General features: G+C 37.9%; 15 protein-coding genes and 12 tRNA genes. 2 read left to right on the top strand and 25 right to left on the bottom strand.

Features of this window, described 5'->3' with window-relative positions:
- Positions 1-23: 23 nt before the first annotated feature.
- From U860_RS0128065 to U860_RS0128005, 13 genes are all read right to left on the bottom strand, one after another.
- A tRNA-Gly gene (locus tag U860_RS0128065) sits at positions 24-94 on the bottom strand.
- 1 nt (position 95) lies between these two features.
- Positions 96-172 (bottom strand) — tRNA-Pro (locus U860_RS0128060).
- A gap of 3 nt (positions 173-175) precedes the next feature.
- Positions 176-252 (bottom strand) — tRNA-Arg (locus U860_RS0128055).
- 97 nt (positions 253-349) lie between these two features.
- Positions 350-432 (bottom strand) — tRNA-Leu (locus U860_RS0128050).
- A gap of 17 nt (positions 433-449) precedes the next feature.
- Positions 450-522: transfer RNA gene (locus U860_RS0128045), tRNA-Lys, on the bottom strand.
- Positions 523-527: 5 nt separating this feature from the next.
- Positions 528-602 (bottom strand) — tRNA-Gln (locus U860_RS0128040).
- A gap of 87 nt (positions 603-689) precedes the next feature.
- A tRNA-Asp gene (locus tag U860_RS0128035) sits at positions 690-765 on the bottom strand.
- A 3-nt stretch (positions 766-768) separates the two neighbouring features.
- Positions 769-845: transfer RNA gene (locus U860_RS0128030), tRNA-Met, on the bottom strand.
- Positions 846-869: 24 nt separating this feature from the next.
- A tRNA-Val gene (locus tag U860_RS0128025) sits at positions 870-945 on the bottom strand.
- Between the two features lie 4 nt (positions 946-949).
- Positions 950-1,024, bottom strand: a tRNA-Glu gene (locus U860_RS0128020).
- Between the two features lie 8 nt (positions 1,025-1,032).
- Positions 1,033-1,123 (bottom strand) — tRNA-Ser (locus U860_RS0128015).
- Between the two features lie 3 nt (positions 1,124-1,126).
- Positions 1,127-1,201 (bottom strand) — tRNA-Asn (locus tag U860_RS0128010).
- Positions 1,202-1,315: 114 nt separating this feature from the next.
- Complete coding sequence (locus tag U860_RS0128005) at positions 1,316-1,774, bottom strand: SprT family protein (protein ID WP_025151103.1); 459 nt, start codon at positions 1,772-1,774, stop codon at positions 1,316-1,318.
- 209 nt (positions 1,775-1,983) lie between these two features.
- On the opposite strand from U860_RS0128005, the gene cmpA reads away from it, so the two are divergent.
- A complete protein-coding gene (cmpA, locus tag U860_RS34455; RefSeq protein WP_001143642.1) occupies positions 1,984-2,100 on the top strand; it encodes a cortex morphogenetic protein CmpA in 117 nt (38 codons plus the stop codon).
- 57 nt (positions 2,101-2,157) lie between these two features.
- Here cmpA and U860_RS0127995 read toward each other — a convergent pair whose 3' ends face one another.
- From U860_RS0127995 to acpS, 6 genes are all read right to left on the bottom strand, one after another.
- Positions 2,158-4,326: a Tex family protein gene (locus U860_RS0127995; protein ID WP_025151102.1), complete on the bottom strand. Its 2,169-nt coding sequence runs from the start codon at positions 4,324-4,326 to the stop codon at positions 2,158-2,160.
- A gap of 68 nt (positions 4,327-4,394) precedes the next feature.
- The gene (gene ndoA, locus U860_RS0127990; protein ID WP_000635965.1) at positions 4,395-4,745 is read right to left on the bottom strand and encodes a type II toxin-antitoxin system endoribonuclease NdoA; all 351 of its coding nucleotides are present in this window, start codon (positions 4,743-4,745) and stop codon (positions 4,395-4,397) included.
- Positions 4,746-4,749: 4 nt separating this feature from the next.
- Entirely contained in the window at positions 4,750-5,037 is a 288-nt protein-coding gene (locus U860_RS0127985) for an antitoxin EndoAI (protein ID WP_000004570.1), read from the bottom strand.
- A gap of 311 nt (positions 5,038-5,348) precedes the next feature.
- On the bottom strand, positions 5,349-6,518 hold the full coding sequence (gene alr, locus U860_RS0127980; RefSeq protein WP_025151101.1) for an alanine racemase: 1,170 nt from the start codon (positions 6,516-6,518) through the stop codon (positions 5,349-5,351).
- Between the two features lie 118 nt (positions 6,519-6,636).
- On the bottom strand, positions 6,637-7,587 hold the full coding sequence (locus U860_RS0127975; RefSeq protein WP_025151100.1) for an outer membrane lipoprotein carrier protein LolA: 951 nt from the start codon (positions 7,585-7,587) through the stop codon (positions 6,637-6,639).
- Positions 7,588-7,743: 156 nt separating this feature from the next.
- Complete coding sequence (gene acpS / locus U860_RS0127970) at positions 7,744-8,103, bottom strand: holo-ACP synthase (protein WP_025151099.1); 360 nt, start codon at positions 8,101-8,103, stop codon at positions 7,744-7,746.
- Positions 8,104-8,195: 92 nt separating this feature from the next.
- Between acpS and U860_RS34445 the strand changes: the two genes are divergently transcribed.
- The gene (locus U860_RS34445; RefSeq protein WP_081806959.1) at positions 8,196-8,768 is read left to right on the top strand and encodes a rhomboid family intramembrane serine protease; all 573 of its coding nucleotides are present in this window, start codon (positions 8,196-8,198) and stop codon (positions 8,766-8,768) included.
- On the opposite strand, the gene uvsE is transcribed toward U860_RS34445, so the two are convergent.
- The 6 genes from uvsE to U860_RS0127930 all read right to left on the bottom strand — a co-directional run bounded on the left by uvsE (position 8,761) and on the right by U860_RS0127930 (position 17,339).
- Positions 8,761-9,723: a UV DNA damage repair endonuclease UvsE gene (gene uvsE / locus U860_RS0127955; protein WP_025151096.1), complete on the bottom strand. Its 963-nt coding sequence runs from the start codon at positions 9,721-9,723 to the stop codon at positions 8,761-8,763. The genes U860_RS34445 and uvsE overlap by 8 nt on opposite strands.
- A gap of 94 nt (positions 9,724-9,817) precedes the next feature.
- On the bottom strand, positions 9,818-11,407 hold the full coding sequence (locus U860_RS0127950) for a DEAD/DEAH box helicase (protein WP_025151095.1): 1,590 nt from the start codon (positions 11,405-11,407) through the stop codon (positions 9,818-9,820).
- 306 nt (positions 11,408-11,713) lie between these two features.
- Entirely contained in the window at positions 11,714-13,090 is a 1,377-nt protein-coding gene (murF, locus tag U860_RS0127945; RefSeq protein WP_025151094.1) for a UDP-N-acetylmuramoyl-tripeptide--D-alanyl-D-alanine ligase, read from the bottom strand.
- Positions 13,091-13,150: 60 nt separating this feature from the next.
- Positions 13,151-14,239: a D-alanine--D-alanine ligase gene (locus U860_RS0127940; protein ID WP_025151093.1), complete on the bottom strand. Its 1,089-nt coding sequence runs from the start codon at positions 14,237-14,239 to the stop codon at positions 13,151-13,153.
- 302 nt (positions 14,240-14,541) lie between these two features.
- Positions 14,542-15,816 (bottom strand): MFS transporter, encoded by a 1,275-nt coding sequence (locus tag U860_RS0127935; RefSeq protein WP_025151092.1) that lies wholly within the window; start codon positions 15,814-15,816, stop codon positions 14,542-14,544.
- Positions 15,817-15,923: 107 nt separating this feature from the next.
- The gene (locus tag U860_RS0127930; RefSeq protein ID WP_025151091.1) at positions 15,924-17,339 is read right to left on the bottom strand and encodes an amino acid permease; all 1,416 of its coding nucleotides are present in this window, start codon (positions 17,337-17,339) and stop codon (positions 15,924-15,926) included.
- Positions 17,340-17,502: the final 163 nt, after the last annotated feature.

The raw sequence follows: 17,502 nt of genomic DNA, 5'->3' as shown, positions 1-17,502 counted from the left end.
CGTTCAGTTTTCAAAGAACTAAAAGCGGGTGAAGAGAATCGAACTCTCGACCAGAGCTTGGAAGGCTCTTGTTTTACCACTAAACTACACCCGCGTGGTCGGGAAGACAGGATTTGAACCTGCGACCCCCTGGTCCCAAACCAGGTGCTCTACCAAGCTGAGCCACTTCCCGTTATGGCGCGCCCGAGAGGAGTCGAACCCCTAACCTCTTGATCCGTAGTCAAACGCTCTATCCAATTGAGCTACGGGCGCTTATTCATGAAGTTTTTTCGTCGTTGTATCTTGGCGACTTAATTATCTTATCATACTACATTTTCAAATGCAAGTATTTTTTTAAAGATTTTTTTGATGCGGCCGAGAGGACTTGAACCTCCACGGGGTTTCCCCCACTAGGCCCTCAACCTAGCGCGTCTGCCGTTCCGCCACGACCGCGCGGAAAAAACAAAGAGTGAGCCATGAAGGATTCGAACCTTCGACCCTCTGATTAAAAGTCAGATGCTCTACCAACTGAGCTAATGGCTCGTAAATGGCTGGGCTAGCTGGATTCGAACCAGCGCATGACGGAGTCAAAGTCCGTTGCCTTACCGCTTGGCTATAGCCCATCGAAATAGTTATCTTCTTTTCAAAGACAAATGTTATTGTACCATAATGACCAATAAAAAACAACTGCTATATAGCAGAAGTTAAAATGGCGGTCCCGACCGGGGTCGAACCGGCGATCTCCTGCGTGACAGGCAGGCATGTTAACCACTACACCACGGGACCATTTGGTTGCGGGGACAGGATTTGAACCTGCGACCTTCGGGTTATGAGCCCGACGAGCTACCGTACTGCTCCACCCCGCGACAATATTATTCATATAATTTATATGGTGGAGGATGACGGGATCGAACCGCCGACCCCCTGCTTGTAAGGCAGGTGCTCTCCCAGCTGAGCTAATCCTCCGAAGTGGTGACCCGTACGGGATTCGAACCCGTGTTACCGCCGTGAAAGGGCGGTGTCTTAACCACTTGACCAACGGGCCAATATGTATGGCAGAGAAGAAGGGATTCGAACCCTCGCACCGCGTTAGCGATCTACTCCCTTAGCAGGGGAGCCCCTTGAGCCACTTGGGTACTTCTCTGTATGGCTCCGCAGGTAGGACTCGAACCTACGACCGATCGGTTAACAGCCGATAGCTCTACCACTGAGCTACTGCGGAATAATAAAGACAATTTGTATCTTATAAAATTTCTCATCGTAAGTCAAGAAGTTTTTTCACACCATCTTGCGCAAACGTGACATGTTTATAATATACTGGATTGCGTTTTTACTGTCAAGATGTTTTCGTTATCGCTTTTAGTTTCCCTTTACACTTTCCACAGACATATCTTTTTGTATTTATTTGACGTCTTCTTACATATCGAAGTGAACACTCCATACATTCATACGTATAAACTTTTGTTTCCTTCCCTCCATTAATCATTCGTTTACAAAAACGCGGTGCACCTACCTTCTTTAGCAACTCACGAAAATCTCTATCTCGGTGCTTATATCCCCTTCCTTTGATATGCAAATGATAATGGCAAAGTTCATGCTTAATAATCCCTACTAACTCTTCTTTACCATACATTTCATAATATCGATAATTCAGTTCTATATTATGACTCTTCAATAGATAGCGTCCACCGGTTGTACGCAATCTATTATTAAACATCGCTTCATGTAAGAAGGACGTCCCAAAGTATTGTAACGACACTTCTTCAACTAACCGTTGAATTTCTCGCTCATCCATTCTCATTCCTCCTAAACTAAAAAATAATTTTACACTTTTCTCCCTTCTTATACATATAGTAAATAGTACATATACCCATCCTCATTCAAGAAGCGTGATTTCTAAAAATGCAGCATTGATAGAAATCCACTCACCAACCTCTCATCAAAGTTACCTTAACTAAAAGGAACTACTTTTTTGAGAGCAGGATTAAACAAGGAGGGATTCCTATGCCCACGTGGCTAAAAAAGCAAATGCAACGTGCATATTTTGAGAAAAACCGGTATCAAATCAAATTGCTAAATGAATGCTGGTTTTATTATAGCAAAATACATCAAAGCTCATAATCAATTAAACTTTCCAGTTCATAAAAAAAGAGCAGTTTCATCTGCTCTCTTTTCTTACTATTCAATCGGTAACATTGATAATGCAACACGACCTTTTTTTGTATCAATATCATCTACCCATACCTTTACAATTTGCCCCACGGATACGATATCTAATGGATGCTTTACAAATTGTTTGCTTAGTTTAGAAATATGTACTAAACCATCTTGCTTCACACCAATATCAACAAAGGCACCGAAATCAACAACATTGCGAATCGTTCCCTCTAATTCCATACCACGCTTTAAATCTTCTAATTTTAAAATCCCCTTTTTCAAAAGTGGCTTTGGCAACTCATCCCTCAAATCTCGTTCTGGGCTAATTAAAGCATCCATAATATCAAATAATGTCGGCTCACCAATCTCCGTCTCTTGAGATAATTTAGAAATATCTACTCCTTCTAAACTCTTTTGCAAGTTTGGTTTCCCCACATCACTCTTCGATAACCCTAAGCTCTTTAATAGCAATTCAACATTTTTATATTGTTCTGGATGAATCCCTGTGCGATCTAACGGATTCGCTCCTTCTAATATACGTAAGAATCCGATACATTGTTCATATGTTTTTGCACCTAAACGTGGGATTTTCTTTAACTCAGTTCGCTTCGTGAATTTTCCATCTTCCTCACGCTTAGCTACAATATTTTTCGCAACTGTTTTCGATAACCCCGAAACATATTGCAGCAACGCAACTGAAGCTGTATTTACATTAACACCAACTCGGTTAACTGCTGTCTCTACCACAAATGTTAATGATTCATTTAATCTCTTTTGAGATACATCATGTTGATATTGTCCAACCCCAACAGATTTAGGGTCAATTTTCACAAGCTCTGCAAGTGGATCCTGTAGACGTCTCCCAATTGAAACAGCACTTCTTTCTTCAACCTGTAAATTCGGAAACTCCTCGCGAGCTACATCCGATGCGGAGTACACACTAGCACCCGCTTCATTTACAATAATATAAAATACATCTCGTTCTACATTTTGTAATACATCTACTATAAATTCTTCCGTTTCCCTCGAAGCTGTACCATTTCCAATCGCTATCATTTCAACTTCATATTTATCTATAATTGAAAGGATTTTCGTTTTTGCATCCTCATATTTACGAACAGGGGGATGCGGATAAATAACATCTATGTGAAGAACTTTTCCTGTATCATCTACTACTGCTAATTTACAACCAGTTCTATATGCTGGGTCTACCGCTAACACAACTTTCCCTTTCATCGGAGGTTGTAATAATAAATTACGTAAATTCTCAGAGAAAATATGAATCGCTTGTTCTTCGGCTGTTTCCATTAACTCTTTACGAATTTCTCTTTCTATTGAAGGTTGAATTAATCGCTTATATCCATCTTCCATCGCTAATTGTACATAATGCGCACTTTTAGAAGCTTCATCAAGAATCATTTTTTTATGTAAAAACTGAAGAATTTCTTCAATTGGCGTGATAATAGAAACTCTTAATACATCTTCCTTTTCACCACGGTTCATTGCTAGTACACGATGTGGCACTACTTTTTGCAACGGTTCTTCATAGCCATAATACATTTCGTATATATTCTTTTCATCTTTTTCTTTATCTTTTACAGATGAAGACATAATCCCTTTTCGGAAAGTAGTATTACGAATCCAGCTACGATATGCCGCATTATCCGAAACAAGTTCCGCAATAATATCTTGTGCACCTTGCAACGCATCTTCTGCAGATGCTACTTCTTTTTCCACACTAACAAATTCCATGGCCTTCTCTGTTGGATTTTCTTTTTTATATAATAATAGCCACTCAGCTAACGGTTCCAATCCCTTTTCTTTAGCGATTGTCGCTTTCGTTCTTCTTTTTTCTTTGTACGGACGATATAAATCTTCTACTTCCTGTAGTTTGGTTGCAGCAACAATATGACGACGCAACTCTTCGGTTAGTTTGCCCTTTTCACCAATAAGACGAAGAACCTCTTCTTTCCTATCTTCAAGTTGCATCATATATTGCCATCTTTCTAAGATTGCACGAATTTGCACCTCATCTAAAGAGCCTGTCCATTCTTTTCGGTAACGAGCAATAAATGGAACTGTGTTACCTTCTTCTGTTAATTGAATTACATGACGAACTTGCTTTTCGGTAAAGCCTAATTCTTTCACTAACATTTTCATTAACGCTTGTCGATTATCTACCATTTCCATATCCAACCGTAACCTCCTCTATAATAAAAAAAAGTTGCCCTTTAAAGAGAGCAACTTAAACTGCCGATTTAAAAATCTATTAGTCCTAAACTAATTTGTAACGCTTCATCTACACGACTCATCATCACTTCATCCAAATGAGTGATTTTGTCCGTTAAGCGTTGCTTATCGATTGTTCGAATCTGCTCAAGTAAAATAACAGAATCTCTCTCAAAACCGTACTTTTTCGCATCAATTTCCACATGAGTGGGTAATTTCGCTTTTTGAATCTGTGCAGTAATAGCCGCTACAATCACAGTCGGACTAAAACGATTTCCGATGTCATTTTGAATGACAAGAACCGGACGAACGCCTCCTTGCTCAGAACCAACAACTGGGGAAAGGTCTGCAAAATACACGTCGCCGCGTTTTACAATCAAAATATTACCCCCCGCTAACTAAGCGTTCTACTGTATGAGCTGCTTCATACTCTGCTAAGAAAGCTTCAGATGCAATACCAAGATTAATTTTTCCCATTTCAATGTACCCACGTCGCATTGATTCATGTTGGTAGCGTTTCTTCGTCTTATGTTGACGCAATAACAGTTGTGTTGCCTGGCAAATTAGTTCATGGCGATTCTTATTCTCTTGTTTTCCAATTCCGTCCAATTCCGTTACCATTTGCTTTGGCAACCGAACCACGATTTCAGTAGTTACACTTGATTCGGACACAAAAATACACCTCCACCGTCAACTACACACCCAAATATATATATGACACCTATTGTAATAATACCACTGTATGGAGCCCGTTGCAAAGACTTCCTTATTCCATGCTTATGTTTTCCAATTCATAAACAAAACATTCATCTTCTTTTACTTTTTGTCTCTTTCAAACAAGAAATAACGGAATTTTTCCCGCAACATGTAATTGTAACTTATGTTAAAAACGATTATAAAAAGATGCTTCTCATCGAGAAAAGAGCTTATTCTCCACCAGGGAAAAGTCCCCTCAAATGACAAGAAGCGAATAATAATACCTTCTATATATTGTTTAAATAATTTATTACTTCTACAACTTTACCGTGTCGTATAAATATTCTCGGCACACGGAAGCTTATCGTTGCGATAATTTCATAATTAATAGTTCCGGAATATTCAGCAACCTCAGTAGCGCTAATATACTCATCACCTTGTCTCCCAATGAGTGTAACTTTCGTACCAAGTGGCACTTCACAAGGAAGAAGTATCATGAATTGATCCATCGTTACTCGCCCTACAATCGGTACCCTCTCTCCATTTACAAGCACTTTAAATCCTTGCAATCTTCTAAGCCAACCATCTGCATATCCAATCGCAACTGTTGCAATCCATTCTTCAGTTCTCGTTCGGTAAGTGACATTATAACTAATCCCATCCCCTTTAATCACTTGCTTAATATGAGCAACCTTCGTATGAAGCGACAACGCTGGCTCCAATTTAAACGGTAAAAACGGCCGTATTTCTACAGACGGCGTTAATCCATACATCGCAATACCAATTCGTACTGCATTAAATGTAATCCCTTGAAACCTTAACGTTGCAGCACTATTGGCTGTATGGACAAATTTAGGGTTCACTCCAAATTCTTTCAACCAACTTAACTGCCGCAAAAACGTGTTGTATTGCTTATCAAAGTAAGAAGTTTCAACCTCATCTGCTGTCGCAAAATGTGTATACACCCCTTCAAGTTCTAAAAATGGTGCACCTTCTAAACTCTTTAAGAATCCTTTTAATTCTTTACGTTCGCGTATTCCAATTCTCCCCATACCACTATCAAAATTAATATGGAATTTCATTATAGACGAACCATCCCAGAGTTTTATCGCTTCGTCCACCCATTCTTTTTGAAAAACGGTTAATGCTACATCATTTTCAGCAGCAACATTTACATCACGGGGCGGGGACGGACCCAATACTAAAATCGGCGCAGTAATACCAGCCCTTCGAAGTACTAAAGCTTCATCTAAAAAAGCAACTGCTAATCTTGTTGCTCCTGCTTCTAATGCAGTTTTAGCCACCGGTACATAATCGTGCCCATATGCATTCGCTTTAACTACAGCAAAAATCTCTACATCACTTGGAATGGACTCTTTAATATGCGTAATATTGTTATAGATCGCGTCTAAATCCACTTCCACCCAAGTGTCACGGTAAAATGGTGCTTCTTCCATAAATACACTTCCTTATAAACGATATGCGAAGCTTATTCTTTTATATGCTTCTTTTATGAAATCTACCCTTCAAACTAAGAAAAGACGTGGTGCACATATACCACCACGTCTAAGAAGTTTACTTTACTTGCTTCGCTGTAACTGAACGAGCGACCATTAACAACTCACTCGGCTCTAAACCTTTAGACACGAGCATATACTCTACTCCGTTATGCGACCACGTTAAAGAGTCTTTCGTCAATGCACCAATCGTGAAACCGAGATCAACTAACTCACCACTTGCACTTACCGCTGACGAAGCCTCTGCAACTTTCGCCTTTTCTTGTATTAAAGTAAAGGATTTCTTACTTCCAGTGTATGTGAGTATCGCACGCTTGCCACTGTCTGTCTTCAACTCCTTTTCGTCTTTCAAAGTCATACCTTGCGGCGTATCACTTGGATACAAAATAGCAAACGGTTTGTCTTCTTTCGCTGCCGTCTGAACATCCACTTGTGCTCTAGACATGTTTTGTTTCGTATCAAATGCACCTTTATCAAACTTTGCATCGAACTTTACTTTAGTGAAATCTACTTTTACAAGGACATTTTGATCATTATCCATCAGTTTCACAGAAACTGGTGTTAAATCACTTTTATTCAGCTTAATTTCTTGTTTCGGCAACATATTTTGATGTTGATAATTCGTTTTTGTTTTAAATACATAATACTTATCTGTTTTCTCGAAAGAGAGATTTTTCTTGTCTTGCAAAATATCCCTTACAAGTGATTCATATAAATAAGCCTGGCTACTATTTTGCGGCCAATCGCTTTGAAAACGGAAACTCTTATTAAGCGCCGGTGTTAATACAAATACACCTTCATCATTTCTTAAAATAATTTGACTCTGATCCTTTTTCGCATTCTGCAAATTCACACGATAATATGAAGGTTCTTTATGCCAAATTTCTACGTTGTACTCCTGAGGCTCATTTCCTGTTTTAATAGATAATTTCGCTTCAGCTTGATAACTCTTCATGCTTTTAACTTTCGATTCTAAATCTCTCACAACATCTTCCTGTTTCTTTTCCATACAACCCGCCAACACAAAAACGGTCAATAAACCGATAAGAACTAAAAACAGACGCCTTTTCATCACTTCAGCCCCTTTGCCCCTATAAATGAATGGAAGATATGCCTTCCTTATCGCTACCTCAAATATATGAGACAAAGATATAAAATATGCAGACTAGCGTGACGAGCTTTCCAAAACAACTTGAGCAACGGCAAATTCTTTACTATGACTAATTGATAAATGAACAATATGCTCTGTATTTGTAATGATAATCGGCTTACCTCTATCATCATTCCTTACTTCAATATCTAAAAAACTCACTTCTTTCCCGATACCGGTCCCTACTGCTTTAGAATACGCCTCTTTTGCTGCAAATCTTCCAGCTACGAATTCTGTACGACGACTTCCTTTCAGCCCCTCGGCAACACCACGTTCTCTTTCAGTTAAAATACGTTCCATAAATTTAAGCTTTCCATCTAGCATTTTTTCAATTCGATTTAACTCAATAATATCGATTCCAATCCCTACAATCATTTCAAAATCCCCTTCTTCTATTTAGCTTTCTTCATTCATATTGTAAGAATAACAGAGAATCTTTCTGATGCAAAAGGAGTGATACTAACAACATGCCAATACCATCCACTCGCATTTCCTTACAACCGATCATCATCTCTTTACTTCTTATACAATTAGTCATGATTATGTTAGGCGACTTTTCTCTCTTTCCCATGGCAGCCTCTAATGAATATATCGCTAAAGGAGAATGGTGGCGTGTCATAACTTCCCTACTTGTACACGTAGATTTACAACATTTTCTTTCTAATAGTATTTGTTTATTTGTGCTTGGTTCTTCTATTGAAAAACAACTAGGGCACTTTCCTTTCATTATTATTTTTTTCCTTTCTGGCATTCTCGGAAATATTTCTTCTTATATTATTATGCCCCTTGAATATATTCACGCCGGATCATCTGGCGGTATTTTCGGATTACTAGGTGCCCAATTATTTTTATTGTATAGTCGATATCGTTCTTCAAAACCAAGAGACATTGCTATTTTTTCAATAATGATACTTATATTACTACTATTTACTTTCTTTAATCCCTCTGCCAATCCTATAAGCCATTTAACAGGATTGATAATTGGCGGCATTTGCACACCTCTTTTAACAAAAAAATTCGATGGTGCAGAGCTTATTTAATATAGAAGCTCGCACCATCGACAATTTCCACATCTGTTTGTTTACTTAAATCTCTCATTAGTTGAAATAAAGACTCATCCTTCTTCTTCGCCTCAATCATACAATCAATTTGCGGAACACTCCCCTTTATCTTTTTCAAAAAAGATAAGAAGATATCTACATCAATAAAATCCGCATGCGCTCTCGGGTCTTTTCCATCTCTAGGACTAGAGATGTGCATTTTAACTGGTAACAAAGACGATTCCCACGTATGGACAACACGTGCCCAATCTTCATGCCAATCTTCTCGATCATTATTCATCATGTGATGATGCAAATCAAACACGACGGGAATGTCTAATTTCTCACCTAAATACAATGTTTCTTCTAAAGAAAAGGTCGTGTCATCATTTTCTAATATAATCATCTCTTGAATACCTCTTGGAACACTTGACCAATTTTCTATAAAGCGTTCTAATGCGAGCTCCTTATCGTTATAACCTCCTCCCACATGTAATACGCATCGTTGCTTATGTTCAATTCCCATACCCTTTAACAATTTTTTGTGCATCTGCAATGTCTTCACGGATTGTTTAAAAATACTCTCCTCAGGTGAATTCAATACCACAAAGTGATCCGGATGAAAATCAACTCGCATATTCATACGAATAGCGTACTCACCTAACACTTTTAAATTTTCTTTTAACGGGCGAATATAGTTCCACTCTAACAACTCCTCATGATTCGCTAAAGGAATAAGCTTGGAACTAAGCCGAAAGAAAGATATATCATGCCCTTTATTATGCTTTAATAACCGTAAGCAATTTTCCAAATTCGAATTAGCAATTCTCTCGAGTTTACGAATCGCAGCCTCTCGATCATCAATTCGCTGAAACTGTGCATATGTCATCGTTTGAGATGGAGATGCATTCTTCAAATGTACGCTCATCGCAACATACCCAAGCCTTACAAGCATATAGCACCTCTTTTCTATACAAGTTATTATGTAGTATGCACAATTACAGAAATAAAAAAAGAGAATGCCCACAAAGGGCATTCTCTTTTTTTTATTAAGCTTGTGGACGGCTATGATGTTTTCTTTCGCCGCGTCCGTTTGAAGATCCTGGGCGACCTTGACCTTCACCTCTACGACCACGGTTACCATCACGGCTACCACCATCACGATTACGATCACGGTTACCGTCACGATTACGGCCATCACGGTTACGGTCACGGTTACGACCATCGCCGCCACCGCGTCCATCACGACTACGATTACGGTTACCATCACGGTATCCGCCTCCGTTACCACCGCGTTTTTTAGAACCGCCACCTCTTGAAACAACTGGTGGTTCTGATGTTAAAGCGATTGGAGTTGTATCCGGCTCTTTTGTCATCATTTTTAAAGCAGCAGCTACTACTGTTACAGAGTCATTCTCTTCTAACATTTCTTCTGCAATACGCTTGTAGTATGATAAGTTTTCATTTTGGATTGTGCTTTGAAGCTTTTCTGCGATTAAACGTTGTTGACCTTCTAGAGCCTCGTCAAGTGTCGGTGCTTCCATGCGATCAACCTTACGTTTTGTTGTACGCTCGATATTTTTTAATTGTCCTGATTCACGTGGTGTTACAAATAACATTGCAATACCTTTTTTACCTGCACGGCCAGTACGACCGATACGGTGAACGTATGATTCTGGATCTTGTGGGATATCGAAGTTGTATACGTGTGTTACGCCTGAAATATCAAGACCACGTGCAGCAACGTCTGTTGCAACAAGAACTTCAATAGCACCTTCTTTAAATTTACGTAATACAGACATACGCTTCGCTTGTGTTAAGTCACCATGAATACCTTCTGCTGCATAACCACGTAAGTTTAATGCTTCTGATAATTCATCAACACGACGCTTTGTACGACCGAATACGATTGCAAGCTCTGGAGATTGAATATCTAGCAAGCGTGTTAACACGTCAAACTTTTTCTTTTCTTGCACTTCTAAATAGAACTGCTGAATGTTTGGCATTGTTACTTCTTTTGCTTTTACTTTAATGTGTTGAGGCTCAGTCATGAAACGCTCAGCAATACGACGGATTGGATCTGGCATTGTCGCTGAGAATAATAATGTTTGATGTGTTTCTGGCACATCTGTTAAAATCGCTTCAATATCTTCAATGAAGCCCATGTTTAACATTTCATCCGCTTCGTCAAGAACAACCGTCTCTACGTTTTGTAAGCGAAGTGTTTTACGGTTAATATGATCTAAAATACGACCCGGCGTACCAACAATAATGTGTGGGTGTTTTTTTAGAGCACGAATTTGGCGGTTAATATCTTGACCACCATAAATTGGTAGAATACGAACACGTTTATGTTTACCAATTTTGTATAGCTCTTCTCCAACTTGAATTGCTAATTCACGCGTTGGCGCGATAACAATACCTTGAACTGCTTCTTTATTTGTATCCACTTTATCTAATAGTGGTAATCCGAATGCTGCTGTTTTCCCTGTACCTGTTTGCGCTTGCCCAATAATATCCTTACCTTGCAATGCATGTGGAATTGTTTCAGCTTGAATCGGCGTAGCCTCTTCAAAGCCCATACTTTCAACAGATTGCAGTAAAGACTCACTTAATCCTAATTCTCGAAATGTTGTCAATGTTACTTCTCCTTTTCTATCCTATACTTATCATTTAAAAAAAGGCGTTTTCCGAACTTGCGGAAAAGCCCTTTTCCTGAATGCTCACGTATATAACCGGGCGTATATTCTTCACGAAAATACTTCTAAACGTTATTACACTTTATCAATTATAAGTTTTGTATGTGTAAAAAGCAAACCCCAACTGTTACCTTATTTCATATTCAGAGCTTTTTTCTTTACTTTTATTTTTTTATCATTTGCTGTAAGCGCTTATTATAAGTTTCCACTATTTTCGTGGCTATCATCCCTATTTATATACACCAATTATTTCAACATCGCTATAACTTCTTCTAATTTCATACCGCGAGACGCTTTTACTAACACAACATCTTTCGCATCAACTACTGTTTGTAAGTCTTTTACAAGTTCTTCTTTATCATCATACGCTTTAACACGTTCTTTAGGGAAATTAATTTTTGCTCCTTCAGCAATTTGAGCCCCTAATTTACCATATGTGAATACATATGAGATTTTTGCTGGATCAATTAATTTACCTACTTCATAATGAAATTGCACTTCTTGATTTCCAAGTTCTAACATATCACCAAGCACAACAATTTTTTTTGCAAATCCATCTAAACCATTCATTAGGTGGAACGCAGCTTCCATAGCCGTTGGACTTGCATTATAAGCATCATTGATAATTGTTAAACCACTATCTGTTTTTACAATTTCCATACGCATGCCTGTCATTTGAAGCGTTACTAAACCTTTTTTCATTTCTTCCCACGTTACACCAAAATGTTTGGCAATTGCCATTGAAGCAAGTGTATTATATACATTATGCTTTCCTAGTACCGGCAGATAGAATGCCAAAGTTTCATCCCTGTTCATCTTAAAGTGTGTTCCAGTTGCCTGTAATGTTACAGTAGTTGGATAATAATCATTTGCTCTCGCATCACCAAATGTAACTGTTTCAGCTGCTAAATTCATTTCTGGAACACGATTCGTTAATAGCGGCTCATCTCCATTATATACGAACACGCCACCTTCTTGTAAACCTGTAACAATTTCTAACTTCGCTTCAGCAATCGCCTCACGAGAGCCTAAATCCATTAAGTGTGCCTCACCAATGTTCGTGATAATAGCCGCATCAGGACGGGCTAACTTAGATAGAAATTCAATTTCACCCTGGCTTGACATACCCATTTCCAATACAGCTACTTCTGTATTTTCTTCTAGGTTTAAAATAGTAAGAGGTAAACCGATATGATTGTTGAAATTACCTTCTGTTTTTTGAACTTTAAATTTAGTCGCAAGAATACTTGTTACAATATCTTTCGTAGATGTTTTACCATTACTACCCGTTACACCAACAACTTTTACATCCAATTGATCACGATAGTTTTTTGCTAACATTTGTAAGGCCGATAGCGTATCTTCTACAAAAATAACAGGAAGATTTGCAGGTGGATTCGCTACATCCTTCATCCATAATGTGGCAATAGCCCCATTTTCAACAGCTTTATCTACAAAAGCATGTCCATCGAAACGTTCGCCTTGAATCGGAACATATAAATTTCCTTTTCCAATTTTTCTCGTATCAATAGACACTCCTTGTATAGTAATTCCCTCATACTGCTCTGCTAATCCCGTACCATTTACCATCTGTTCTACTTGTTTTAACGTTCGATTTATCATGAAAACACTCCTTACATAGAGGAAGCACTATTCCCTCGAATAGTGCTTCCTCCTTTTTTGTTAGATTGTATATTTAATTTTTTGTTTTTCTTCGTGACGCTCAATCGCTAAGCGAATTAGCTCTTCAATTAATTCTGGATACGGTAATCCAGTATGTTGCCATAATAGAGGGAACATACTAAACGGCGTGAATCCTGGCATTGTGTTTACTTCGTTAATATACACTTCTCCATCTTTCGTTAAGAAGAAATCAGCTCGTGTTAAGCCAGAACCATCTAATGATTGGAATGCAATAATTGCATCTCGCTTAATTACATTAGACTCTTCTTCTGTCATTTCAGCTGGAATAATTAACGCTGTATCACCATCGATGTATTTCGATTTGTAATCATAAAAATCTTTTTTCGGTACAATTTCGCCTACAACTGAACAGTTCGGCTCATCATTACCTAATACACCGACTTCTACTTCACGACCTACAATATTTTCTTCAACAATAATTTTACGGTCAAATTGGAACGCCTCTTCGAATGCATTCTCAAGCTCTTCACGATCTTTACACTTATTAATACCAACACTTGAACCAAGGTTTGCTGGTTTTACGAAGCAAGGATAGCCTAACACTTCTTCTACTTTTTCATACGCTGTTTCACGATCTTTTTCCCATGCACTACGAATGAAAGATGCATATTTCGCTTGTTTCAATCCAGCTTCTGCAAAGATATTTTTCATAACAACTTTATCCATACCAGCAGCTGATGCTAATACACCGTTACCTACATATGGAATGTTCATTAATTCTAATAATCCTTGTACTGTTCCATCTTCACCATTTGGTCCATGTAATAATGGGAAAATAACATCAATTGCATCTTCTTGCTTAGAATTTGCAGTTGGGATAATTTCTGCACTTAATGATACAGGAGAAATTGCATTTTCTTCTCCACTCATTTGTAATGCTTCAACCATCGTTACTTCACCTTCAATACGCTCACCGCGCATCCACTGACCTTGCTCTGTAATATAAATTGGATGAATCTCGAATTTATCTTGATTTAATGCTTTAATAGCAGCAAGAGCCGTTTGTAACGAAACTTGATGCTCAGCTGATTTTCCACCATATAGTAAACCTAATTTGATTTTTGTCAATGAAATCACCCTAACCAATTGTTTTCATTTTTCTATTTTAGCACTTTTTATAAAAATAGGTAGTTCCTATTTGAAATAAAATGTAACTTCCACAAATAATTAAAAGACACCACTTATTAGTTTTCTACACTTTTCCTACCTAATTTTCTACATGACTAAACAAAATTAAACTTTAAAGTAAGAATGCAATCTGATCTAGTTATGTACCTAAAATATGTAGAAATCCACTTTTTTGTGTATGTCATCTATATTATCCCACCATTTGTGGAGGATGAAAAAATACTGATTAAAGTTTCACTTCATCAAGAAGACTGTTTTGTAAACGTATCTTTTTGCCTCTGCTCAACAAGACGGTCTAAAGAAACGTATACAAAACCTGCAACTACACACCCTACACCTAAAATTGTAAATAAGAAATGCCCAAGCAAACGATCCAATAGAAAACCACCAAGAAGTGGGCCAAATGCATTTCCTGTAATCCACTGTAAACTTGCCGCTCCCATATAAGTCCCTCGTAAATGTTCTGGAGCTAAATTTGCTACAAACGTCATTTGTACGGGGGACATAATCATCTCACCTAACGTATATATTGCGTAAACAAGCAGTAACGTTATTAAAATCATCGTAGCATTGGTATCTAATCCTCCAAACCACTTCGGTAACCATCCTATAAAAAATAAACCAATTCCGAACAAACACGCTCCGTACAACATTGTCTTTCCAACAGGTTTATCTGTCGCCCATTTTGAAATTTGAAATTGAAACAAAACAACTAATAGACCATTTAATGCCATTAAATATGGGTATGGATTGTTAGCTCCAAAAATATTCTTCATTTCGTTATCAAAGTGAAGCGGTAACATACCTTCTGTTTGAGAAAAACCCATAGAAATAATAATGCCCGCTAACAAATAAATCATTAACGCCTTATCTCTCATTAAAATTTTCCAAACTGCTCCGGATTCCTTCTCTTTATTTCTTTCCGTTACTTCCGTAATTTTCGGCATTGTTTCTTTAATAAGTACTAACATAAGTAGTGCATAAAACAGCATAGCAGACGAAGCAATAATAAACACGAGATTCTTCGATAAAACAACTACCAATGCTCCCATTATCGGCCCAATTGCAGCTCCAATATTGTGTCCCATTCGTAATAAACCATATGCTTCTGTTCTTTTTTCTGGCGCAGTTACATCCGCAACCATTGCTGATGCCGCTGGATGAAATAGAGAATTACTTAACCCTAAAAAAATAGATAAAATGGCGTACGGGATAAATCCTTCTATAAATAAAAAACCGAGCATTAATAATGCATTACTTGCCATCGAAAATATCATAATCGGCTTTCTTCCATATATATCAGCAATTCTTCCTCCTATAAGCGAGCCAAAGCTTGCGGCAATTGGAGAAAGCGCCATAATAACACCAACTTGCAGTAAAGAATCTACCTTATCTTTTAAATATAATGCAAAAAACGGCATCAACATCATCATCGCAATTCCATTCAATGTCTCACCGATAAATCGAATCCATACGTTACGATCCATCTCCCTTAGCTCACGCCATGTGCTTTTCATATTTCCACCCCTTTAGTTTGCCAACAATTATCTTATAACACATTCAGAAAAATGTAAATTTTCAAAATAAAAAACCATTCTAATAGAATTAGAATGGATTTTTCCACTTATAAATTTGCTACATCTTCTTCTTTATTATCATTATTTAAAGCGCTATGCTTTCGGCTATATAAAAAGTAAACTGCTATACCAATAACCATCCATACTCCAAAACTAATCCATGCTGTTCCGGATAACTGAAGCATTAAGTATAAACAAAAAATTACCGTTAACGCTGGTAAAAATGGTACGAGCGGCGCCTTAAATGCCCTTGGTAAATCAGGGTGAGTTCTTCTCATGACAATAACTGCAACTGCTACAAGTGCAAAGGCTGACAATGTTCCCATATTTACAAGGTGTGCTAAAACATTTAAATCTATTAATCCTGAAATAAGTGCTGCAATAATTCCAGTTGTCCATGTATTTAAAAATGGTGTTTTAAATTTCGGATGAACTTTAGCAAGGCGCTTTGGCAACAGCCCATCTCGGCTCATCGCATAGGAAACACGAACTTGCCCATACATCATAACTAGCATTACAGTTGTAATTCCTGTGATTGCTCCTACTGAAATTACTCCCGCTAAACTATCTTGTCCAATAAATTGAAGTGCAAAGGCAACTGGATCTGATATATTTAGCTGTCCGTATGGAACAATCCCTGTCAAAATAAGTGAAACAACGATATAAAGAACCGTACAAATTAATAACGATGCGATAATGCCGATTGGTAAATCACGTTGTGGCCGTTTGACTTCTTCTGCAGCTGTTGAAACTGCATCAAACCCTATGAATGCGAAGAATACTGTAGCAGCTCCGGCCATTACACCATCTAAACCAAATGGCATAAAAGGCGTCCAGTTTTCAGGTTTCACATAATTAAAACCAGCAAAGATAAAGATAAGAACAACCGCTATTTTAATAAACACCATAATGTTATTTACTCGTGCACTTTCACGAACGCCTCTAGATAAAAGAACTGTCATAACTAAAATAATTAGAACTGCAGGTAGATCAATTATTCCACCCTTTCCTGTACCAGGGGCCGAGGAGAGAACGGTCGGAATATGAATCCCAAATCCCTTTAATAAAGATTGAAAGTAAGCGGACCATCCGTTTGCTACTGCTGATGTAGCAAGTAAATATTCAAGCATTAAGTCCCATCCAATTAAAAAAGCGAACACTTCCCCCATCGTCGCGTACGTATACGTATACACACTGCCCGAGACAGGAACTGAAGAAGCAAATTCAGCATAACAAAATGCAGCAAATGCACAAGCTAGCGCGGCTATCGCAAATGATAATATAATAGCTGGTCCAGAATGTTTTGCTGCTACCACGCCTGTTAGAACAAAAATACCAGTTCCAACAATTGCCCCAATGCCAAGCATCGTTAAATCCAATGCGCCCAATGTTCTTGCTAATGTCTTTTGCTTACTTTCTTGCATTAACTTTGCAATAGGCTTCTTTTGAAAAATTTGCTTCATAGCATGCTCCTCCAAGTTTTAAATTTTCTGAAAATTTTTAATTCGCATTTTCATTTTACTCATAACGCTTTTTACAGTCAATACTTTTGTCGAAATAAGTGGAAATATTTCAGAATATACAATTAATTATTTTTGTCATTCTTTCTAAATAGAAGACTATCGT

The organism is Bacillus sp. H1a, from assembly GCF_000633475.1.
Lineage (GTDB): Bacteria > Bacillota > Bacilli > Bacillales > Bacillaceae_G > Bacillus_A > Bacillus_A paramycoides.
This window is presented reverse-complemented; position numbering and strand designations above follow the sequence as displayed.